This window comes from Mycobacterium sp. IDUB_24 (genome assembly GCF_055419385.1).
In genome coordinates, this window is the sequence record NZ_JBVAXO010000001.1 from 732,967 (window position 1) to 754,818 (window position 21,852).

Annotated in this window: 22 protein-coding genes; 12 read left to right on the forward strand and 10 right to left on the reverse strand. The window is 65.3% G+C overall.

The genetic code is table 11. From position 1 onward, the window contains the following. Nucleotides 1–141: 141 nt before the first annotated feature. Both ACZYZF_RS03640 and ACZYZF_RS03645 read left to right on the forward strand, forming a co-directional pair. Nucleotides 142–1,008 carry a DUF732 domain-containing protein gene (locus tag ACZYZF_RS03640; RefSeq protein ID WP_463834554.1) on the forward strand — a complete coding sequence of 289 codons (867 nt, stop codon included), beginning with the start codon at nt 142–144 and terminating at the stop codon, nt 1,006–1,008. A gap of 232 nt (nt 1,009–1,240) precedes the next feature. After that, entirely contained in the window at nt 1,241–1,726 is a 486-nt protein-coding gene (locus ACZYZF_RS03645; RefSeq protein ID WP_463743482.1) for a hypothetical protein, read from the forward strand. Nucleotides 1,727–1,853: 127 nt separating this feature from the next. Here the strand turns inward: ACZYZF_RS03645 and ACZYZF_RS03650 are convergent, their stop codons facing one another. Beyond that, complete coding sequence (locus ACZYZF_RS03650) at nt 1,854–2,663, reverse strand: L,D-transpeptidase (RefSeq protein ID WP_463834555.1); 810 nt, start codon at nt 2,661–2,663, stop codon at nt 1,854–1,856. Nucleotides 2,664–2,822: 159 nt separating this feature from the next. Then, nucleotides 2,823–3,089, reverse strand: coding sequence for a hypothetical protein (locus tag ACZYZF_RS03655; RefSeq protein WP_463834556.1), 267 nt, complete (start codon nt 3,087–3,089; stop codon nt 2,823–2,825). Between the two features lie 817 nt (nt 3,090–3,906). Here ACZYZF_RS03655 and ACZYZF_RS03660 point away from each other — a divergent pair. The 5 genes from ACZYZF_RS03660 to ACZYZF_RS03680 are packed head-to-tail and all read left to right on the forward strand — an operon-like array spanning nt 3,907 to nt 8,758. Continuing rightward, nucleotides 3,907–6,540 (forward strand): sensor histidine kinase, encoded by a 2,634-nt coding sequence (locus ACZYZF_RS03660; protein WP_463834558.1) that lies wholly within the window; start codon nt 3,907–3,909, stop codon nt 6,538–6,540. Then, on the forward strand, nt 6,537–6,992 hold the full coding sequence (locus tag ACZYZF_RS03665; protein ID WP_463743478.1) for a roadblock/LC7 domain-containing protein: 456 nt from the start codon (nt 6,537–6,539) through the stop codon (nt 6,990–6,992). Before ACZYZF_RS03660 ends, ACZYZF_RS03665 begins: the two co-directional genes overlap by 4 nt. 8 nt (nt 6,993–7,000) lie before the next feature. After that, on the forward strand, nt 7,001–7,366 hold the full coding sequence (locus ACZYZF_RS03670; RefSeq protein ID WP_463743477.1) for a DUF742 domain-containing protein: 366 nt from the start codon (nt 7,001–7,003) through the stop codon (nt 7,364–7,366). Beyond that, on the forward strand, nt 7,347–7,931 hold the full coding sequence (locus ACZYZF_RS03675) for a GTP-binding protein (RefSeq protein ID WP_463743476.1): 585 nt from the start codon (nt 7,347–7,349) through the stop codon (nt 7,929–7,931). Before ACZYZF_RS03670 ends, ACZYZF_RS03675 begins: the two co-directional genes overlap by 20 nt. 41 nt (nt 7,932–7,972) lie before the next feature. Next, nucleotides 7,973–8,758, forward strand: coding sequence for an MHYT domain-containing protein (locus ACZYZF_RS03680; protein ID WP_454793163.1), 786 nt, complete (start codon nt 7,973–7,975; stop codon nt 8,756–8,758). Between the two features lie 30 nt (nt 8,759–8,788). Here the strand turns inward: ACZYZF_RS03680 and ACZYZF_RS03685 are convergent, their stop codons facing one another. The 3 genes from ACZYZF_RS03685 to ACZYZF_RS03695 form a co-directional block, all read right to left on the reverse strand. Next, complete coding sequence (locus ACZYZF_RS03685) at nt 8,789–9,133, reverse strand: hypothetical protein (protein ID WP_463743475.1); 345 nt, start codon at nt 9,131–9,133, stop codon at nt 8,789–8,791. Nucleotides 9,134–9,308: 175 nt separating this feature from the next. Beyond that, nucleotides 9,309–9,794, reverse strand: coding sequence for an SRPBCC family protein (locus ACZYZF_RS03690; RefSeq protein ID WP_463834559.1), 486 nt, complete (start codon nt 9,792–9,794; stop codon nt 9,309–9,311). 3 nt (nt 9,795–9,797) lie between these two features. After that, nucleotides 9,798–10,136 (reverse strand): ArsR/SmtB family transcription factor, encoded by a 339-nt coding sequence (locus tag ACZYZF_RS03695; RefSeq protein WP_463834560.1) that lies wholly within the window; start codon nt 10,134–10,136, stop codon nt 9,798–9,800. Nucleotides 10,137–10,308: 172 nt separating this feature from the next. Here ACZYZF_RS03695 and ACZYZF_RS03700 point away from each other — a divergent pair, with 172 nt between their 5' ends. Beyond that, nucleotides 10,309–12,144 carry a hypothetical protein gene (locus ACZYZF_RS03700; RefSeq protein WP_463834561.1) on the forward strand — a complete coding sequence of 612 codons (1,836 nt, stop codon included), beginning with the start codon at nt 10,309–10,311 and terminating at the stop codon, nt 12,142–12,144. A 28-nt stretch (nt 12,145–12,172) separates the two neighbouring features. Here ACZYZF_RS03700 and ACZYZF_RS03705 read toward each other — a convergent pair whose 3' ends face one another. After that, nucleotides 12,173–12,589, reverse strand: coding sequence for a nuclear transport factor 2 family protein (locus tag ACZYZF_RS03705; RefSeq protein ID WP_463744150.1), 417 nt, complete (start codon nt 12,587–12,589; stop codon nt 12,173–12,175). 103 nt (nt 12,590–12,692) lie between these two features. Between ACZYZF_RS03705 and ACZYZF_RS03710 the strand changes: the two genes are divergently transcribed. Next, a complete protein-coding gene (locus ACZYZF_RS03710) occupies nt 12,693–13,268 on the forward strand; it encodes a PadR family transcriptional regulator (RefSeq protein ID WP_463834562.1) in 576 nt (191 codons plus the stop codon). A gap of 103 nt (nt 13,269–13,371) precedes the next feature. Next, the gene (locus tag ACZYZF_RS03715) at nt 13,372–14,403 is read left to right on the forward strand and encodes a fused (3R)-hydroxyacyl-ACP dehydratase subunits HadA/HadB (protein ID WP_463743470.1); all 1,032 of its coding nucleotides are present in this window, start codon (nt 13,372–13,374) and stop codon (nt 14,401–14,403) included. A 10-nt stretch (nt 14,404–14,413) separates the two neighbouring features. Here the strand turns inward: ACZYZF_RS03715 and ACZYZF_RS03720 are convergent, their stop codons facing one another. The 4 genes from ACZYZF_RS03720 to ACZYZF_RS03735 all read right to left on the reverse strand — a co-directional run bounded on the left by ACZYZF_RS03720 (nt 14,414) and on the right by ACZYZF_RS03735 (nt 18,706). Further along, complete coding sequence (locus ACZYZF_RS03720) at nt 14,414–16,393, reverse strand: peptidoglycan-binding protein (protein WP_463834564.1); 1,980 nt, start codon at nt 16,391–16,393, stop codon at nt 14,414–14,416. Between the two features lie 93 nt (nt 16,394–16,486). After that, entirely contained in the window at nt 16,487–17,134 is a 648-nt protein-coding gene (locus ACZYZF_RS03725; RefSeq protein WP_463834565.1) for a maleylpyruvate isomerase family mycothiol-dependent enzyme, read from the reverse strand. A gap of 11 nt (nt 17,135–17,145) precedes the next feature. Next, entirely contained in the window at nt 17,146–17,904 is a 759-nt protein-coding gene (locus ACZYZF_RS03730) for an SCO6745 family protein (RefSeq protein WP_463834566.1), read from the reverse strand. A 22-nt stretch (nt 17,905–17,926) separates the two neighbouring features. Then, a complete protein-coding gene (locus ACZYZF_RS03735) occupies nt 17,927–18,706 on the reverse strand; it encodes a DUF1906 domain-containing protein (RefSeq protein ID WP_463834567.1) in 780 nt (259 codons plus the stop codon). 141 nt (nt 18,707–18,847) lie between these two features. Between ACZYZF_RS03735 and ACZYZF_RS03740 the strand changes: the two genes are divergently transcribed. Together ACZYZF_RS03740 and ACZYZF_RS03745 are read left to right on the forward strand one after the other, a co-directional pair. Then, a complete protein-coding gene (locus tag ACZYZF_RS03740; protein ID WP_463834568.1) occupies nt 18,848–20,899 on the forward strand; it encodes an AMP-binding protein in 2,052 nt (683 codons plus the stop codon). 111 nt (nt 20,900–21,010) lie between these two features. Then, nucleotides 21,011–21,847 (forward strand): peptidoglycan-binding domain-containing protein, encoded by an 837-nt coding sequence (locus tag ACZYZF_RS03745; RefSeq protein ID WP_463743464.1) that lies wholly within the window; start codon nt 21,011–21,013, stop codon nt 21,845–21,847. The last annotated feature ends 5 nt before the right edge of the window (nt 21,848–21,852 follow it).

Sequence of the window (21,852 nt, forward strand, 5' to 3'; positions counted from 1 at the left end):
CTCACCGCGGCATTTCCCACAGCCAATATCAGCGGCCCGCTGTGTAACCGAACCGACCGGCATATAACGGGTAGTGATGACAGATGGCCCGACGATGACGCCGACGAACCGTTGTCGATTGCCGGTGGCGGATCGCTCGCTATGACCTGCCCGTATTGCGGATCACCACTCGATGATGCCGACACCTGCAGTCGCTGTGGGCAGATCCACGGGTCCGCGTCCACCGGGTGGCGCCCGGACCCCACCGCGCGCCACGAAGGCCGCTACTTCATCACCGGGCATCCGACGAATCGGGTACGTGACGGCAGAAGAGCATCGACCGATCCGGATGGTGGGCGGATGCTGCCCGACTACCTCGAACTGAAGACGTCGGGCATCAGGGCGACCTGGCTGGGGACCACCGCCGCGGCGACGATCATCGTGATGACCGCGGCCGTGGTCTGGATCTTGATGGTGGCGGGCCGCAGGCCGCCACCCGCGCCCGAAGCCGGATATCTCAACGCACTGAAGGATTCCGGGCTCAGCGATCAGTTCAATTCAGACGCCAACGCCGTCGCCCACGGACGGCAGGTTTGCCGCCGGCTGGAAGACGGCGAACCGCAGCAAGGTCTGCTCGCCGACAAGATCGCGGTCGACACCTTCTGTCCGCATTTCTCCCAGGGCTTCCGGATCCTCGAAAAGGCCGACGTCACGGGCACTTTCGTACTCACCGACAATTCCGGGGCGGAGGGCATCGTCTCCGACGGAGCAAAATGCCAGGGCGCAAACGGATACGCCGACGTCAATCCCGCTACTCCCGTCACCGTCAAGAACGGCAAAGGCGAGGTCCTGGCCACCACCACCCTCGGGCCAGGTAAGAGCGGTGACGCCAACTGCACCTTCTCCTTCACCGTGCCACTGACCGAAGGTCAGGATCGCTACGTCCTTTCGGTCGGACGTCGTGGCGAGTTCAGCTATAGCTTCGAACAGCTTGCGGCCAAGGGCATTCTGATGCAGCTCGGCCAGTGATGTTTGCGAAAATGACGCTCTGACGCACGGTTTGCGTCGACGCCGCACCTTCCATATCACGGCGGACGCCGGCGTTTGGAAACGATGTGGTCACGAGTGCGGCTCGCTCACGCGTCATCCCCGCAACCATCTGAGAACTTGTATGGACACCGGTATCGGGCAGTTCTACGGTTGCGCTCGACCCAATTTCCATCGATGTAATTTCAGCACGAAAAAAGGGAGTCGATCGGGGATGACCACCTTTGCCCACATCACAGTCAAGGCTGCTGTCAGCGCGGGAATCTGCCTGACCGCAGTGGCCGCCGCGGTGGCACTGAGCCCGTACGCAGCGGCGCTGCCACTCAAGACGGGCGGATACAAATGCGTTGACGCGGCCGGCGCAGCGCCCGGCGCACCGGTGTGCGCCGCTCCGGCAGTGGAAGCCGCGGGCATTGCTCCCGCCGCCGTTCCTCCGGTACCCCTGGCGCCGCCACCGGTGGTACCTCCTCCAGTGCCGCTGGCGCCGCCCCCGATAGGCGTTCCGCCGGTTCCTCTGGCACCGCCACCGGTGCCAGTCGTGCCGGCTGCCGCTCCCGTGCCCGCAGCGCCTATCGCTGCTCCGGTCGTCATAGCGGCCGGCACCGCGACCGGTAAGGGTGTGCCGACCGTGTCACCCGGCGGAGGTCCGGTCGCCGGCACGCCGACGCTGCCCGGTCCCGCGGACGGAGCCGGTGGCTAGTCCATCCACTGGCATTACGAAAGGCGCCCGGCTCACGAGCCGGGCGCCTTTTGCGTGCCTTGGGATGTCACGGGTGCTACGGGGTACCTGGTTTTCGCGCTTTTGGCCAGCCCCGCAGCAGGATTCGCTATTCCTGGACGATCACCGGATCACCGATGTGCACCGTGTTGAAGTACCACTCGGCGGCGGCCGGGATCAGGCTGATACAGCCGTGGCTCGTGTTGTCCAGCCCCATCGACGGCACGGCCCACGGCGCCGAATGCACGAACAGACCACGCTCGGTGAAGCGGACCGCGTAGTCCACGTCGAGAAGGTATCCGTCAGGAGCATCGACGGGTATACCGACACTGCTCGAGTCCATCTTCACGGTGCGGTCTTTCCCCAGAACGGTGTATGTGCCGACCGGGGTTGAATATTCCGGACGGCCCAGGGACGCCAGCAGCACACCCGCTTCGCCGGCGTGCGGCAGGTGGTGCGGCGCCGGCAGATCGATCGGCGGCTCTTCACCGATTCCGTCGATGGTCACGGTGAAGGTGTGCTCGGAGATGTCTGCGACACCGATAACGGCTGGGCCCGTTTGGAATTCGGTCCGCATACCGCCCACTGACAACATCACGGTGCTGTGCGCCGGCCAGAACTCGGCCGGTTTCCACGACACGACATTGGCGTCGAGCCACTCGTAGGTGCCCGCACGTGCCGGTGTCGACTTGAGCCCGAGGGCACGTTCGACAACGGGGCGGTTGGTGACCGGGTTCTTGAACGTGACCACCACCGGATGACCCACACCCACGACGGCGCCGTCGGCCGGCGCGATCGATTCGATGGTCGACGTCAGCGGAAGACTCACCGCTGCCGTATCGACGCTGTTGCTACCCCCGGAGAAGTAGGTCGTGGCGACGACGACCAGCACGAGAACACCCTGAAAAACCGCGCGCATCAAACCGATCTCTCTGCGATGCCCCCATGATCTTGAACGATGTCATCGTATGGGCCCGCAGCTGTCCGAATGTGTAGTCACACGTAGACAATTCGGTCAAGCGTTCGTCACGGTTCGGCCACGGTGGCCGTCAAACGGCGAACACGGCCGAGTAGACGGTCAGTCGGCAGCGACCTCGCCGCCGGCGGTATGCAATGTGAGGACCCGAGCGCACGCCAGAGGCGTCACCAGGGCGGTGGTTCGCAGCCCGGACTGCGACGGACGCTGGGACTCCACCTCGAGCCCGTCGCCCTGTTCGTCAGCCCGATAGGACGACGGGTGTCTGCGCTTGGCCGCGGCCAGCTCACGGGCGTACCGCTGCGACGAACACCACAATGGGTGCGTCGCCAACTCGATAACCGTCGAGCCGGCAGCTTTTGTCGCCATGTTCAATGACCTCCAGCGGAGCTTCACGACACTTCATACTGAGTGCCAAGCGTGCTCGGCCAAGCTGAGACGGTGCATCGAGTTGGCCGTGGACTCCTTAAGGATCCCTCTTAAACGTCTTTTACACATCCAAAGAGCTTGAACAGAGACGTAATTCACATTCCTGAATTTGACATTGTTTGCTGTGACTGCTTGGGCAAGCCGAAGTGCGTCACGGCGACGCAACAGCCCTGCATGCCGGTCGGGTCGCAGGAACGCAACGCGGCGACCCTGGAGGACGCCGGCCCGGCCCAACGCTGGACCGGCGACACCCACCGAAGGCGGTGGCCACGAATCACCTCACAGTGCAGCGGATTCCGTCAATTATCGCGGTCCCGCCCCACGTGAACCGGGCCGCCACTTACGAGACTCGGAGAGTCGGCGCAGATCTCCCGAGAGGTCCACCGATGCGGCGCGACGGCCCGCCTGGTAACCGGCCTCTGGTTTGCCGTATATACGGCGGGTCGTCGAGTGCCGATCACAACCGACGCGCTGCTCGGTCTGCGTCCGGGGGTCCCATCGTCGCCGCCGAGGGTTCCAGCTACCGGATTCACCGCCTCGCCCCGGCCATCCGTCGGGAGCGTCCACAAGAATTGCGGCATCTTCTTACATTCGCAAGAAACCTGCATGTAGGCGACTACATAAATTAAGGAAGTGCGCCAGCGAACGCGCCGCCGTTAGCCCCGTCGATGCAGAATCGTTACCTATCCTTTAACCTGTCCCGTGGCCGAGCACGCCTGCCAGAACGTCAATAAGCTCGGTGAAGGGTGGTACGGCTGTGGATGCAGATGATCCGAGCGTCGGAGAACATGCGCGTCCGACCGTGGCTCGGGCGTCTCGCGCGTCGATCGAGAGTTGGCCGCTGCGGTGGAAAGTGGCGGCGACCCTGGTGTTGCCGATCCTCCTCGCGGCGACGTTCGGCGCAGTCCGTATCTACAACGAATTGTCGGCCGCATCGCGGCTCAACGTCGCGTCCGACAACGCAGTGATCGTGGTCCCCGCAGTGGAGCTGGTCGACCGGATCGACAGCCTGGCGTACGCCGCCGCCTCGGGTGTACCCATCGACGAACCGCTCGCACAATTCGACCAGAGCGCCAAGGCCCTCGACGCCCTGATCAAGTCCGCCGAGTTCGACTCGACCGTCGCGAGCGAGCTGACGACAGCATCCTCCACCGCCAAGACATTGCGTGACGACATCAAATCCGGGCCGATGCCCCAGCGGGTGATCGCCGAGCGCGCGCAGAACGTGGCCTCCGGCGTCGTCTCCGCGATCGCGTCGACCACCGCGACCGTGGACGACCGCACCGTGCGCCCGCTCGCAGATCAGCTCGTGGACGCTCTCGCGGCGCAACGCGCATTGACGACGCAGCGGATACTGATCGCCGCCCCCGACTTCGCCGATTCGGATGAGCTGCGCACCGAGGCAGCCGACGCGGCGGGCGCAGAAGCGGCCGCGATCGATCGGCTCAACCGGCTGACGGCCACGGACGAGGCCACGACTCTGTCCAGGGAATCCGACGTTCGTCGCGACACCTACACCCGGCCCGACGGTGACAGCGTGCGTGCGCCCGCGTTCACCGAGTCGATGCGGGCGAGCGTCGACAGGTACCGCGCGATGACGCAGGACCTGTCCTCCGACCTCGACGGCACATTGCACCACCGCGCCAACACCCTGCGATCCGACGCCCTGCGTGACACCGCGATCATCCTCGGTGCGGTGCTGGCCGCCCTGGTCTTCGCCCTCGCCGTCGGCCGCTCACTCATCCGGTCGATCGGCCGGCTGCGCCAGGGCGCGCTTCAGGTGGCGCAGGTCGCGCTACCCGAAGAGATCGAGCGACTCAGCAAGGGCGGTGGCATACCTGAAATCCAGCCACTGCCGTTCCGCACCGATGAAGAGGTCGGCCAGCTCGCGCGCGCGATCGACGACATCCACTCCCAGGCTGTCCGACTGGCCAGCGAGCACGGCGTCCGCTTGCAGATCGGCGACATGTTCGAAACGCTGTCCCGCCGAAGCCGCTCACTCGTCGAAGAACAGCTGGCCCTCATCGAGACGCTGGAGCTCGACGAGGAGGATCCGGCGCGGCTGGATCACCTCTTCCGTCTCGATCACCTCGCAACGCGCATGCGCCGCAACGGCGACAATCTCCTCGTCCTCGCCGATACCGTCGAACGCCACCGCACGTCGGCGCCCGTCGCGCTACCCGACCTGCTGCGCGCCGCGATGTCCGAGGTCGAGGAGTACCGCCGAGTGCAGGTCGGACACCTGGCCGACGTGTCGATCGCGGGCTCGGCCGCCGGCGATATCGGCCACCTGATCGCCGAGCTGCTCGACAACGCGCTGCGCTACTCGCCTCCGGATGCGCCGGTATTGGTCACCGTGGGACGCGCGGTCGACGCCGGCCTGCTGGTCGAGGTGGCCGACCGGGGACTCGGCATGTCCAAGGAGGACTTGACCGCCGCGAACGAACGCCTTGCGCTCGGCGGCGAGGTGACCTCCGAAACCGCCAAGCGGATGGGGCTTTTCGTGGTCGGCCGGTTGGCCCGGCGTCATGAGGCCACGGTGCGGCTGCGGACCACCTCGGCGTTGACCGATCGGCCCGGCGTGACGGCGAGTGTGCATCTACCCGGCACGCTGGTCTCACCGATCGGAATGAACGAGTCGCTCGACGACCTGCGCAACGGCTCGTTCAACGAGTCGCGACCGCGGACCGCCGAAGACGGGCGGAATGCACTCACGAGCACCGCCACCGAAGCCTTCGCCGAGTCCGACGGCTCACCGGCAACCTCGGATCACGAACCGGCTCCGGTGGCCCGGACCACTGTCAACGGGCTTCCGAAACGCTCGCCCGGGGCCAGCGGCGTCAACGGGTCTCCCGCCGGCACTCCCGCTGCGCCGAAGACACCCCCCACCCCCGCTCCGGCGTCTTCGGCAGCTGCCGAGGAACCCGACCGTCCGCCGCGCGGCAATCCGCTTTCGTACTTCACCTCCGGGACTTCCGCCCCGGGTGCCGGCGCACCCGAACCGGCTACCGAATCCGAGCAACCGCGCATCGAGGCGGAGAGTTTGGAGAGTTCGCCGATCTTCGAGCGGATGGCCTCGGAGTGGCTGATGGATCCCACCGCGCCCGAATCCCGCAACCGGGTGTGGTCCAGCGCCGCCGACGCCGGCTGGGCAGCTGCAGCAAAGGCCGTCGAACAAGAACCGAAGCGGCACACCGCATCCGGACTTCCGATTCGCGAACGTGGAGCGCGCCTGGTGCCCGATGAGGCAAGATCAGAACCCCAGGCCCCGGCCAACGGGGCCAACGATCCCGCCGCGATCCGCGACATCCTGAGCCGACAACTCGCCGGCGTTCGCAGGGGCCGAGCCGAAACCGACGCAGCACACCGCCGAATCGAAGGAGATCGATGAACACCGGCACGCAATCACACGATCGGTCCGCGGGGTCTGCTGCAACGCCGTCAGGCACCTCCGGCACCCTCGACTGGTTCGTGTCCAACTTCGTCCGTGACGTGCCCGGTGTGACACACGCGATCCTGGTGTCGGCCGACGGGCTGTTGATGGCCTCGAACTCCCACCTGCCGGCAGACCGTGCCGAGCAATTGGCTGCCGTGACATCGGGTTTGGCGAGCCTGTCGTCCGGTGCGGCCCGCTTGTTCGAAGCCGGCAACGTGCGCCAGTCGATCGTCGAGATGGACGACGGCTTCCTGCTGTTGATGGGCGTCGGCAACGGCTCGTATCTCGCCACCCTGGCGTCGATCTCGTGCGACATCGGACAGGTGGGGTACGAGATGGCCCTGCTCGTCGACCGGGTCGGCAAGACCGTGGAGGCGACCCCGCGCGCCACCCATGCAGCTCGATGACGCTCAGCATGGACAGACCCGAGCAGAAGCAGACCGCCAGCCGCGCCCGGCCGTACACGCTGACCGGCGGACGCACCCGGGCTCGGGTCGAGATCCCGATCGAAGCTCCGGTGGAGGCTTTGCTGCCTTCAGGTGAACTCGACTGCGCACCAGGCGATATACCCGCCGTCATCGTCCGGCTGTGCAGCAGCCGACCGTCGATCGCGGAGATCTCGGCCCACGCGGGCCTGCCGATCGGCGTGGCCCGGGTGCTGGTGAGCGATCTGGTGGACAGCGGCCACCTCCGGGTTCACGCCACATTGACCGACCACTCGACCGTTGCAGAACGGCGCCTACTGATCGAAAGGACCCTCAGTGGTTTACGCGCACTCTGACTCCGGCACCACCGTGTCGTCGACGAAGATCGTGATTGCCGGCGGCTTCGGCGTCGGCAAGACCACGTTCGTCGGTGCCGTGTCGGAGATCGTGCCGTTGCGCACCGAGGCCCTCGTCACGAACGCATCGCAGGGCCATGACGACCTCGAAGCGATCCCCGGCAAGGAAACCACCACGGTTGCCATGGATTTCGGCCGCATCACAATCTCAGATGACCTCGTGCTGTACCTGTTCGGCACACCGGGGCAACGGCGGTTCTGGTTCATGTGGGACGACCTGGTTCATGGCGCGATCGGCGCCGTGGTGCTGGTCGACACCCGCCGGCTCGAGGACAGCTTCGCCGCCGTCGACTTCTTCGAGGCCCGCAGCCTGCCGTTCCTGGTCGCCGTCAACGAGTTCGACGACTCACCGACCCACACCATCGAAGAGCTACGTGAGGCGATGTCCGTGTCGCCGAACGTACCGATCATCCGCGTCGACGCACGGCAACGTGATTCAGCGAAGAACGCGTTGATCGCCATCACCTCGTTTGCGCTGGAACGCCTCCCGACCACAGCGCACTAGATCCACCGCCCGCCAGTCCCACAGTCTCGAGGAACCCCAACATGAACCACCAAGTACATCATTTCGACATGGGCCTCTGGCTGCTGTTTCTGGCGTACATCGTCTCGGTGACCGGATCGGTCGTGGGTTTGGCGTGCACGCGTTGCGGTGCAACGGCGACCAATGGACGAGATCGCCTCCGCTGGTTGCTGATGGCCTCGATCGCCATCGGCGGCGTGGGCGTCTGGCTCATGCACTTCATCGCGATGCTCGGCTTCGCCATCCCCAACAGCATGGTCCGCTACCACCTCGGCTGGACGGTCGCATCGGCCGTGATCGCGATCGCCGCGGTGTTCGTCGGGCTGATCACCATCGGCCGCAGCTTCGATCTGCGGCGACTGCTCGCCGGCGGTGTCATCACCGGCCTCGCCGTCGCCATGATGCACTACACCGGCATGTGGGCAGTCCAGATGCAGGGCACCATGACCTATGACACCACCCTTGTCGTCCTGTCCTTCGTGATCGCCGTCGTCGCCGCCACGGCCGCGCTGTGGTTCACCCTTGTCCTCGAATCGCGCGGTCTGCGATTCGTGGCCGGCCTGGTGATGGGCGTCGCCGTCGTCGGCATGCACTACACCGGAATGGCGGCCGTCCGCGTCGATGTCGATCACACGATGCCGGTTCCCGGTGGGCCCGAAGTGTTCTCGTTCCTGTTCCCGGTCTTCGTGATCGGCCTGCTCGCGCTCGTCGTCCCGATCACCGCCGTCATGCTGGCGCCTGATCGCAACGCCGAGGAGAACGAAGCCGAGTCACGCCCCGTCGCAGCGACGGCCGGACGGCACCGGTAGCCGGCTCGCGGGATGCGCGCCGGCCCGGCGCTAACCCCAGTAGGAGAAGTTGCAGACGGGCCTCACCTCGGTCTTGAACGACACCAGCTTGTCGCCATCCATCGTGATCGTGCAGGTCAGCGCCGCACTCCCGCCATCGGCGGCAACCTCTGACTCCACCTTCTCGTAGACGGAGTACTGCTTTTCCCACGGCAGCGTGACATCGGATTCGGTTTGCTCCGCACCGCCGTTGATCCGGTAGCGGATCGTCACCGGAGCGCTCCCACCGAGAACCTTCATGACCGCGGTACCGACCGGTGCGCCGGTTGGCTCCGGCGCTTCGGATGTCTCGGCCGACGTGCGAGACGGTTCGGTCGAGGCACTGCCGGAGGCCACAGCGCTGGTCCTTTGCGCCACCGGGGTACCTGTGGTTGTCGTGCAGCCCGCGACTGCTACGGCCAACACGACACTGACAGTTACCCCGGCGAGACCCCTTGGCAGACGCATACCTGAGACTACGACGCCGAGGTCGGCCCGGATCCTGTATCGCGACAAGTGGTTTCCCAGCCGGTCAGGGCGCGATCAGCTCGTCAATCTGGTTGATGGCCGACGAAGCGCCCTCGACCACGCCCATGTCCAACACCTGCTGAAGGGCTTCGGCGGACTCGTAGGTGCTCAAATAAACGGCGCGGGTGCCGCCGCCATGTTCGGAAAAGGTGTAGACGTTCTTGGACACCGGCATCTCGGGATTCGGGTTGAAGTCCGCATCGGCGAATCCGTCGTCGAAGGAGAAGCTCTTCGGTTCGTCGACGGCCGTGACTGCCCAGTATCCCGCGTGCTTGTCGCCCTCCGGGCCGGTCATGAAATAGGTGACGCGGCCGCCGGGAGTGAGGCTGTGGTCCACTACGGTCGCCGGGTAGGTCGGCGGACCCCACACCTTCTCCAGCTGACGCGGGTCGGCGTAAACCTGCCAGATGCGCTGTACCGGCGCCGCAAAATCGGCGGTGATCGTCAGCGTCAGATTGTCGAGATCGTGTTGGACATCGGTAACGGGCATGGTTCAGTCCTCCTTGGGATCAGATGAGATCAGTTCATCGATGCGGGCGATGCGTCCACGCCAAACGTGTTCCAGCTCAGTCAACATGGACGCCACCGACCGCACTGCCTCCACGTCACCGCTCGCCAGCTGCTCACGACCATTGCGTCGCTTGGTGATCAGACCGGCCTTCTCCAGCACGGCGACGTGCTTTTGCACTGCCGCGAAGCTCATCTCGTACTTCGCCGCGAGCACCGAGACCGAGTGCTCACCCGCCAGGACCCGGCGCATGATGTCCCGCCTGGTCCGATCGGCGAGCGCGTGGAACAGGGCGTCTGCCCGGTCCTCGTCGCTCTCGGTCACCACCCCAACATGCAACCAATTGGTTGTATGTTGTCAAGGGCTTCGTTCAGAATTCGTGACTGGCATCACACGTTGTCATATATATTGGGCCGGCGTGTGCTCGCGACGGCTGACATTCCCGTCACCGGCGGACGCGGACATTTGACATGGAATGTCAAGGGGGACATCGATAATGGCGAACAGTTCGCGCTGCCCGGAGAACGCGGGACGTACACCGCTGCGGTACGGCCTGGCGGTCGCGGCCATCGGAATCGGTGTCGGGATCGCAGGCGCCAACGGGCATGCGGTCGCATGGGCGGACCCTGGCGCCTCGGGTTCCTCGAGCTCACCGGGGTCATCGAGTCACTCGAGTGCGGGAACCGGGCACGGACCCAAGAAGCCGACCGGCCGGCATGGCACACGTCCGAACCGGCCGTCGCCGCCCGCGAAGACCAACGACCCGGACGCTGCCGGTACGACAACTCCGGACGCGACGTCGTCTGACGACGACAGCTCGCCCGATTCACAGCCGAATTCGACAGCACCGCAGCAAGAGTCGATCGCCGACGTCGTTCGCGGAAGACTCCGCACCCTCAAGCCATCCGCTCCGATCCGGGCCGACGGCACCCGCCTCGCCAAGTCCGACTTCTCACCCGACGCGACAGCGAAGCGCCCAGCGGCGATCACTCCGGCCGCGCTCCCGGACTCCGTGCCGCGGCGGGCGCAGGCATCGGCGCCGACTGTGTCACAGGCTCCGACGGGCAAGGCCACCCTGCCGGATCTCACCGCCGTGGTTCGCACTGTTCCCGACATCACCGCGAAGACGATCCCGCTGACCACCCCCAAGGTCGCCGCGGTCACCACCACGACCAAGACCACTCCAGAACCCCCCGAGCCGCTGTCGCCGATCGCCGAGATCGCGGAGCTGCCCGGCCGCATCGTCAACACGGTGTTGCAGGTACTGGACATCACCACCTCCGCCAACGGGCCGAAGAGTCCGCTGGACTTCGCGCCGATCAACAATGCCCTCTTCGCGGCGTTCCGTGAGATCGAAGGTCAACTGGGGCTGACCAAAACTCCTGCCGGGCAACCGGTGCCGCCGACCATGACCTACGACGGACCCACCACCGGCAAGACCCCGACCGTCTCACAGTTCCTCAACGCCGCGACCGCCGCGTACGTGTGGGGCGGCGCCCCGGGCGACCTGAAACCGTTCGTGGTCAACGGCAAACAGATGGAATCGACCAATGTGCTGACCGGTATGTCCGCCAAGACGTGGGTGACACCCGATGGCCAGATCATCATCGCCTACCAGGGCACGACAGGCGGAACAAACCTGCTCCACAACCCGCTGATCGCGGTCTCTCAGGTGATCGCCGATACGCAGGTGATCTTCACCGACACCACACCGCAGGCCTTCATCGACTCAGTGGCCTTCGAGCAGGAGGTCGAGGCCGCGGCCCTCGAGCAGGGCTACCGCAAGGAAGACATCTTCGTCACCGGGCACTCGCTCGGCGGTTGGGAAGCCGCATACGTGGCGCAGCAGACGGGCGTCGGCGGCATAGGTTTTGAGAGCCCCGGCCTCAATTCGACGGTGCCGGGCAATGGCGCCGACTCCGGGTTCGTCAACGTGCTCACCTACGGCGACACCGCGGCCTACTTCTCCACCGACCTGCCCGGACTGCAGCCGTTCGTGCCGGAGTACGTGCCCGGCGGAGGCACCAAGCCCCACTACGGCTCGATCGTGATGATCGGCAATCCTGACGCCGCCATACCGCTGATGAACTCGGCTGCGCTGTTGAGCACCGGCCCGATCGGTGCCGCCATCTTCGTCGCGGACATCGCGGTCAACTTCCTCCAGTACCACCTGCCCGGCGTCCAGGCCTACCACCTGGGCGTCAATCCCGACCCCGGCGTGGTGCCGTGGCTGGGAAACCCGTCGGGCCCGGTCAACGCCGACTACGCCGACATGACCATTCCGGAACTGCAGAAGGCGGCTTCGGACGCGGGGACGCTGATCAGGCCCTGAGGATCAGGCAGGAGCGGCGAGCCGCTGATCAGGCACGAGCGGATTCTCGCTGAATCTGTTCTGCGGCTTCCTGTTTGATCCGCTCGAACTGCGCGCCCATGGCCTCGGCCAAGGCGGTCGCACCGGACAGCGGCCGGACCATCACCATGAAGTCGTCGATCTTGCCTTCGTCATCGTGATGCAGGAAGTCGCAACCGGTGATCCGCTTTCCGTCCACCGTGGCCTCGAAGACCAGGGCATGGTCATGACCCGAAGCGTCGGCGATCTCCCGGATGTACCGGAAATCCTCGAACACCCGCATCACCGCACGCAGGATCGCAGCGGTGATCGGCTTGCCCGGATACGGCTTGAAGGCCACCGGACTGGTGAACACGACATTGTCGGCCAACAGCGCCTCGATCGCGGCCTCGTCGCGGGCCTCCACTGCTTCCCGGAACGGATGCACCTGAACCTCCATCACCCAAATTCGTCAACTGGCCGCGATGTTAGGCGCGCAAAGTTCCCATAGTCAACATTTTGATTAATCACTTCGCTGATAGCATCGGCGCATGGCCCTACGCGACGCAGTCCTCGCTGCCCTCCTCGACGGCGAGGCATCGGGCTATGACCTGGCGAAAGGGTTCGACGCATCGGTCGCCAACTTCTGGATGGCCACCCCCCAGCAGCTCTACCGCGAGCTGGACCGCATGGCCGCCGATGGGCTGATCACCGCACGCCTCGTCGAGCAGGACCGGCGGCCGAACAAGCGCCTGTACTCACTTACCGACGCAGGGCGGCAGGCGCTGCTCGAGTTCACCGAGTTGCCGCCGAAACCCGGGGCGATCCGCGAAGACCTCCTCGTCCAGATCCAGGCCGCGGATTCCGGCAACATCGAAGCCGTCCGCGGCTCGCTCACCGAACGCCTGAACTGGGCCAGGGCCAAGCTCGCGCGCTACCGGCGGACACAGGACCACCTACTCGCCGGACGTACCGAAGACGCGTACCTGGCCGAGGCCGAGCGAATCGGCCCCTACCTGACCCTCCTGCGGGGAATCCGGTTCGAGGAAGAGAACATCGATTGGGCGGGCCGCGCCTTGGCCGTCATCGAACAGCGACTGGCCACCGCAGGTCGGCCGCCTCGATGACGGTCCCCCTGGATACGCACCGATGTGGATCGCGGTGGTCGCCAGACGTTAGTGTGTTTCGTCGGCTTCAGCGAACAAGCCGATAGAAAAGTTGAGCAAACCCATGACCGCAGCACCAGAAGCGTCGGCGCTCGAAGCCCGAGTCGGCCACTACTACGAGGCGGACGGCCTCTACTTGGTCGGCCGCGAGAAGGTCCGCGAGTACGCACGTGCCGTGCAGGACTACCACCCCGCACACTGGGACGTCGACGCCGCCGCGAAGCTGGGGTACTCCGGGCTGGTCGCACCGCTGACCTTCACGTCGACCCCGGCCATGGCCTGCAATCGGCGCATGTTCGAATCGGTGGTCGTCGGCTACGACACCTACCTGCAGACCGAGGAAGTCTTCGAACAGCACCGGCCGATCGTGGCCGGCGACGAGCTGAAGATCGACATCGAACTCACAGCGGTCCGCAGGATTGCCGGGCGCGACTTGATCACCGTCACGAACACCTTCACCGACACTGCGGGCGAGCGCGTTCACACTCTGCACACCACCGTCGTCGGCGTGACCGCGGATGACATCAATCCGGCGACGATGACCGCCGTCCAGAACGCGATGATGCACGACGTTGACTTATCGGGAGTCGGCGCATCCGACGCCGATTACCAGAAGACCGTGCGCCCCGAAGCCGCGGCGCCGATTTCCGAGGCAGGCCTCACCCGCACGCCCGGGACACTGTCCTTCGACGACCTGAAGGTCGGCGACGAGCTCGGGGTGCACCACACCCGACTGTCCCGCGGCGACCTGGTGAACTATGCCGGCGTGGCCGGCGATGCCAACCCCATCCACTGGGACGAGGAGATCGCCAAGCTCGCCGGGCTCCCCGATGTGATCGCCCACGGCATGCTCACCATGGGGTTGGGCGCCGGATTCATCTCCGCATGGTCGGGCGACCCCGGTGCCGTCACCCGCTATGCGGTGCGGTTGTCCCAGCCGGCGATCGTGTCGGCCAAGGAAGGCTGCGACATCGAGTTCAGCGGAAAGATCAAGTCGCTGGACCCCGAGACCCGTACCGGCGTCGTCCTGCTCGCGGCGAAGTCCGATGGCAAAAAGATCTTCGGCCTGGCGACGCTGAACATCTGCTTCCGCTGACAGCCGGCCGCTACACCGGTCCGGACACGCACCGGCGCCACGTGCTCGGACCGACTATGCCGTCGGCATCCAAGCCCTGGGTGAGCTGAAACTCCCGAACGGCCTGCTCGGTGCGGGGGCCGAAGTCTCCGTCGACAGCGATCGGCGCAGCCTGACGCAGGTTCATCCGGACCTGCGCGCCCTTGACGGCCTCACCCCTACTGCCGCGGCGGACCATGATGAACAACCGAATCCAGGTCACCGGTCCCACGATGCCGTCCACGGCGATGCCCTGGTTGCCCTGGAACCGGCGCACCGCCTGTTCCGTGATCGGACCGAAGACGCCATCGGCCCTCAGGTCGAACCGCCTGGCCCGCAACAGATACTGCAGGATCTTGACGAGGGGCCCGTCCTCACCGCGGTTCAGCTCGACGATCTCGGGCTGCTGACCGGGCTCGTCTCCCAGCGGGTTGAGTAGGTCGGCGCGACCCTCGAAGGCGAACAGCAACAGATCGACCATCCGGAAGGTCAACGGGTCGGGTCCCAGGGTCGGACGCCAATGAGGATCTCGCACAATGGAATACGTACTACCTTCCATGGCGCGGTGGAACGTCTCGGCCACGATGCGGCCCCCTACGCCGGTCAGCCGACCACCGTTGAGCTCAGCCTCGCGCAGAATGTAAACCCACAGCGGCGTGTTCTCGACGAACTCGGTGCGCACACCCGGATCCAGACCGATGAAGTCGACTCCCCCACCCTCGCCATCCACAATCTGCTTCTCGCTCAATGCGGCGACACCGACCAATTTCGCCATCTGCTGGCCGCTGGCAAGCTTCACCATGTTGCCGCGCAACAGATTACGGAACGCGAGATTGGCATGCCGCGGTGGGAACTGGGCCGTCTTACTACCGAACGCACCGGCAGGCATGTCGGCCAGCGGATCGGTGAGCCGGGTGTCGATGTTGCGTGCCTTGTTGAACCTGGCCGCTTGGACAACCAGATCGGGACGCCCGGCCTCGGCAAAGTCGTACAGCCGGCGGAAGTCGGCGATCCAATTTGACGGCAACGGGAACTCGCCTGTCACCGAACCACTGGTGCCCGAGAAATTGAACAGAAACCCCAGGGTCCCGCCACCGTTGTCGAACAGCCGATTCCAGTTGTACGCATCTCGAACCATACTGTGGCCCAATCGAAATGCTGCGACCGAGAATTCGATCGGCATGGTCGGTGCGTCCCCTGGCACCACCGACGTCTCGAAGAGGGTGCGACCGTTGGTGAACACGTCCTCGACGATCCCGGGGTCGACGATCCGCGGCAGGTAGTCGGTGCGCAGCATCCACTGGTAGTGCTTGACCACCCGCTCTTGAGCTGCCTCGAACATGCCCGCCACAGGTCCCGGGGCAATCGTGCCCACCACCCGGTTGTGGAACCTGATGAACGCGAGATGCGTCTGGGCCACAGCCAGGTTCTCGTCGTTTCGGGGGTCGGGAATCAGCGCGTCGCTCAGCTGCGGGTCTCGTGGCAGATCGTGTCCGTCGAAGGCGGGCAGGTCGCCGATGGGCGCGGTCGTTCCCATCTTCAGACGCAGTCCATCGGTGTAGAACTGCGGGTCGACGGCGGGCCCATGACCATACAGCGAGTCGAGATCGAGTGCCGGAGAACGGCCTTGGACGAGCTCGTCCACCGTCAGATCCGAACCGAGGTCATCGACCGTGTTGTCCCTGGTCAAGTCGTGGTCGACGAACTGGCCCAGATATGTGAATCCTGCCGGGATCTCCCCATCGATATCCGCCGCCGCCTCGGTGATCGCCCCGGACAGCGCCGTCACGAGTTCCAGACTCGCCGGCACACCCGATGGACCGATGCGCGAGAACCGGAACTGCCTGAGCTCATCCACATCCGAAAGATGCGACACCGGATCCGCTCCTGCGATCAACGCCGTCTCAGCGGCGTCGTCGGCCGTCAGGATGCCCTCCCCTACAACGAAAAAACGATCTCGTCCGTGTCGCATGACTTCTCACCCATCACCTGCCGTGTACGTGAAGGCAAGTCAAGCGCCGCCGCGGCCGGAAGTCGTGAGTACCGAACTACCTGTATTCGAGATTCAGCCCAGCCGCGACTGCAGGACACGCAGCCCGGGGCCCGACAGACTGCCGAATGCGACGGTGCGCCCGCACACCGCCAGCATGATCGCGACACCCGGACCGGCGATCGTCTCGCCCGCACCCCACGTCCGCCCCGTGTCCTCGTCGTGCAACTCGATACCGCGGAGGCGTCGGTGCGGGAAGAATCCGAGTTGCGTTCGGCTGGTGAGGAAATCGAGCACCCACGCGACGTGTTGCGGATCGGGCTGATGCGGAAGCCCCAGGGGTATGCGCATGTCAGCGCCGTGCACCAACACATCCGTCAGGCCCGACAGCGGACCGGTGATGGGCGGGCTGAGCCGATAGTCGGCGCGACGGCGCAGCGTCTCGGCGATCTCGGTGGGTGAAGCCTTCGCCCGGCGGCGGGCCAGTGCATCGATGCCGCGGTCGATGTTGCCGTGGCGCACACCGCTGGCCAGAAACCCCCAGAAGCCGTCGGTGAAATCGCTGACCAGATGCGCTGCAACGGTCTTCACATCCCAGCCGGTGCACAAGCTCGGCGTGGCCAACTGGTCCGCATCGAGCCCCTGTACCAGCGCGGCGATCGACCGGCGTTCGTCGGCCACCACGGCGAACACCCGCTCGCGTTCCTCTCGGCTCAACCGCATCGATGGGTCGGTCAGGCTGGGACGCCGGCCTTGAACGAGGCCAGCGCTTCAGTGCTCAGGCAGGCAAGTTCCTCGGCCTCGGACGGATCGACAGCGGCCTCGAAGATCCCGACCATCCGCCGGTTGGTCGCCTGCTCGATCTCGGCGTACTGGTCCTTCTTGTCTTCACCGTCGGCGAAGGGCTCGGGCCAACCGAACATCGCGGTGTACTGCGGCCCCTTGTTGAGCATGTGGGCCTCCACCGGGGCGATGCCCGAGATCGTCAGGGCGTTGAAGTGCACACCGGCACGCAGTTCACGGAGCACGAACATCACCTGCAGCGCCCGCGCCGGGGCGTCGTCGGCCAACGGCATTGCGCGCCACCCGGCGAACAGCGGCAGCCCCGCCGTCGGCGTCGCGGCGATGATCTTCTCTCCCAACTCGGAGATACGGTCCAGCCCCTGGGCGCCGGACAGGTACTTGCGCCCGAACTCTGCGGCCTGCTCCCAATACTGTTGCGCCGCACCGGCAGCGCCGCGTACCGCGACACCCTCGTCCCACATCGCGGCGAGGCCCGTCGGCTCGAACACCGCGAAAACAGCGCCGACAGTGGCTCCGGTGGCCTCACCCAGAACGCCACCACGGCCGGCGACATATCCCGCCAATGGGTTCTGGTAGCCGGCGGCAATGCTGGCTCCGAAATTCTCCGGATGCAGCATGAAGATCGCGACTGCCTGCTCCATCGCGGTACCGGTGGCGGCGGCAGCGCTCAGCATGTCGGTGTTGGTCATCACGGTGATTCCTCCTGGTGCATTATCGGGCGAGATCCCATTGGCCGTAATCGGCCGCGAGCACGTCGTTCACGTCAACATGAATTCCGTCGATCACGAAGCCTGGGTCGGATGCGGTAACGACTTCCCGCTGGAACAACACGGCAGCCGGCTCACGCTCACCCCGCGACCATGCCTTTGTCTGCCAGGCCCATCGGTGCCCCGGGCTGCTCGAGGCACCGACCACACCGTCGGCGATCGCCCAGCCACATTGACGGCGGCCCCCGTAGATTCCGGTGCGGGCCACCCCCAGGACCGAGTTGATCCCCCGAAACCATTGGACTGCCAGGCTTTTCCAGGCTGCGGCGTCGATATCCTCGTCGACGCTGAAGTAGATCGGCGCGGATGCCGGACCGCCGGCTGCGCTATGGAGCCCCACTGCCGTCCGGGCGTCAGCCACTCCACCGTCGTAGCCGCGGGTGAAGTCCGACGGCGTCGGCCATCCGGGTTTGCCGAACTGATAGCAGCTGACGATCTGCAGGCCTGCCGCCCGGAGCCGGTCCGCATAGTCACGGGTGACCGGCTTGAAATCGAACGTGGCGCCGGGCCGTAGTTCGGATACGTACACCAACGCGCCGCCGAACCCGGCGGACTCGATCTGTTCGGGCTGGACGAGGCGGTCGGCGAAATCGATCAGTTGCAGACCGTCGGCTGAGGCCGTCGGTGTGCCGGCTGATGCGGCCAACGCACCCGGGACGGCCAGCACGGGAGCGAGCGCAGCGGCATATCTGAGGACTTCACGCCGTGAAGCGGATCGCGTCACGAAAGGAAGAGTATCTCCTGATGCATTGGGTGGGTATCACGGCGTTGGAGCCAGAACTGCTCCGTACCGCGGACAGATCAACCACAATGTGTTCACTCAGTTGGCGGCCGAGCGAACAGACGATCGACTGACAGGACCACCGTGCGACGTGACGTGATTGATTTCGACGTGCTGCTGGATCACCCGTGTCCGGATATCTGGGAGATCCTGCAGTCACCCGACCGCTACCCGCGATTCTTTCGCGGACTCGGGTCGTGCGAGCAGATCTCCGACCACGCACAGCAGTTCGAGGTCCGTTTCTCCACTCCCCGCGGCACCGTCGTCGTCCACGAGATGAACCTGACAGTTCGCCGTTCGGGCCGGGAGATGCTGCTTCACGCCACCCAGATGCCTGACAGTTCCGTGTCGATTCGACTGAACCCGGGGGCGAACGACACCCGGATCGCCGTGACAGCCTTCTCTGTCGGCCGGCTCCACCCTGACCTGGCCAAGATCGACGACAGCGCCGTCGAGAACTGGGTACGAGACGGCCTGCGGCAAATTGCCGACTATTTGGCGGGTAAGCAAACGTCGCTGCTGGTGAACATGGGCGACATGCGTTCACTGCAGCTCAGCGTCGCCAAGACCATGATCGTCAGCGGTGTGGTGCGGGCATCCCGACCGGATCGCGGCCTTCGACAGCTCAACTCCCTGTCCAAATGGGGATTCACCCTGGCCGGCGGACTCAACTCCGCCGCTGCGCGATCACCCCGCAACATTGCGTCGATCGACAGCCTCGGGCAGTCGACCTATGCGGAAGTGGCTGAGCGCACCACCTGCATTGCCTCCGGTCTCACCACCGTTGGCTTCAGCGCAAACAGCAAGCTCGCGATCCTGGCACGCAATCATTCGGCGATGGTGGAATGCATGGTGGCGGCCAGCAAACTGGGTGCCGACCTGGTGTTACTCAACACCGGCCTGGCCGCTCATCCGATCGAAGAGATCATCCGCCGCCATGCTGTCGACGCCATATTCGTCGACGAGGAGTTCGAGCAGCAGGTTCGCTACCTCCCCGCCGAGATTCCACGCATTGCGACCCGCCCCGCATCGGCTGTACTGCAGCGGCGTTCGATCGACGACCTGATTTCGGCCGGTACCAACAACGGGCCGCTGACCCCTCCCCAGCAGCCGGGCAAGCTGGTCGTTCTCACCTCCGGCACGACCGGCACACCGAAGGGTGCGCGTCGACCCACGCCACAGGGCTTCGGCACCATCGCCGCGATGTTGTCAAGGATGCCGCTGCGTCGCGACGAAGTGATGCTGGTGGCCGCGCCACTGTTTCATGCCTGGGGCCTGGCCGCGCTGCAGGTGAGTGCCGCGCTGCGGGCGACGGTCGTGCTGATGGAACGGTTCGACGCCGAAGAGTGTCTGAAAACCATTGCCCGGCAACGCTGCACCGTCCTGATCGCCGTTCCGGTCATGCTGCAGCGAATTCTTGAGTTGCCGGCCGCAGTGATCAAGCGGTACGACACATCGTCGCTGAGGGTGGTCGCCAGCAGTGGGTCACCGATCCCCGGAGCCTCCGTCATCCAGTTCATGGACACCTTCGGCGACATCTTGTACAACTTCTACGGCTCGACCGAAGTGTCGTGGGCAACGATCGCCGACCCGACGGATCTGCGCGCTGCCCCGACCACCGCTGGTCGCCCACCGCTGGGTACCCGCATCGCCATACTCGATCAGGCGGGTGACCCCGTGCCCGTCGGCGCTGTCGGTCGCATCTTCGTCGGCAACGACATGCTGTTCGACGGATACACCAACGCCGCGTCACCTGCCGTCAAAGACCAACTGATGGACACCGGCGATGTCGGATTCCTCGACGCCAGCGGGCGGCTCTTCGTCGCCGGACGCGACGACGAGATGATCATCTCCGGCGGCGAGAACGTGTTTCCGCGGCCCGTCGAAGAAGCACTCGCACTGTTGCCTCAGGTCTCCGAAGTGGCGGTGATCGGCGTTCCCGATCCGGTGTTCGGTCAACGCCTCGCCGCGTTCGTCGTCGTTGCCGAAGGGGCCTCGCTGGACCAGGAGATGGTCAAGAACTACATCCGGAACCGCCTGAGCCGCTTCTCGATTCCACGTGACGTCACGTTTCTCGACAAGTTGCCGCGCACGACTACCGGCAAGATCATCAAACGCAGTTTGATCGACGGATAATTGTCCGCGGAAGTCGAGTAGCGGACTACGCGCGCAACCCGAAACACACGCACCCAGTATTGGATCCACCACGCAGCAGCCACCGAGGCTGAATCGAGAGGCGGACCGAAAATGGGACTTCGAAGCATGCTGTTCACCTCGCCGGCTCCTGACGCGCAGCTCGAGAGCTGCCTGGTGACGGATGCCGCGCACATCGGGGAGGGCCTCCACGGCGTCGGCGAGCATGTGCGGCGAATCCAAATTGCCCTCAACGAGGTCGATGCCGCCGGGCTCAGCGTGGACGGCCAGTACGGAGAAGGCACCGGCGACGCCGTGGAGGCCTACAAGAACAAGCGCGGGATTCTGGGTCCCGGGCAAGTCACCGCGGACAGGATCGTCGGCAAGGGCACCATCAAGCGTCTCGATGACGACGTCGTCGAATTCGAGAACCTGACACCGCCGGGTGACGGCCTGGTCTCACCCACCGAAGCGGGCGACCCGCATGACCATTCGCAATGTCCGACCCCACCGCGCGTCACCGCGCCTGGATCCGACGGCCGGGCGCAGCATCAAGGGACCCCGATCAGCCCCATCGGCAACGCCATGAGACTCAACCTCTACGGTGAGGGCGAAACTGACTATCTCGGGTTCTCCGACTTCGCCACCGAGGCTCAGCACGCTCATGGCCGGCCGTTGACGGCTACGTTGGCCAGCGGTTGCGCCAGCGACATCTGCATGCGCAGCGCACCCATCAATCAGGTCACCCTCAACGAGATCCGGCGGTTGGCGCAATCCGCCCTCGTCGGTGGGTGCCGCTTCACCTATGCATCGACCCAAGTGCAGTTCGCGACCCCACGCGCGGACATCCTCAGTCTCGGCACCGTCATTCAGCAACATCGCATCGCAGATCCGGCCGATCCCGGGAATCCGCAATTCGACATGGAGGTCTGGGTCGTCGAAATGTTCTGACCCAC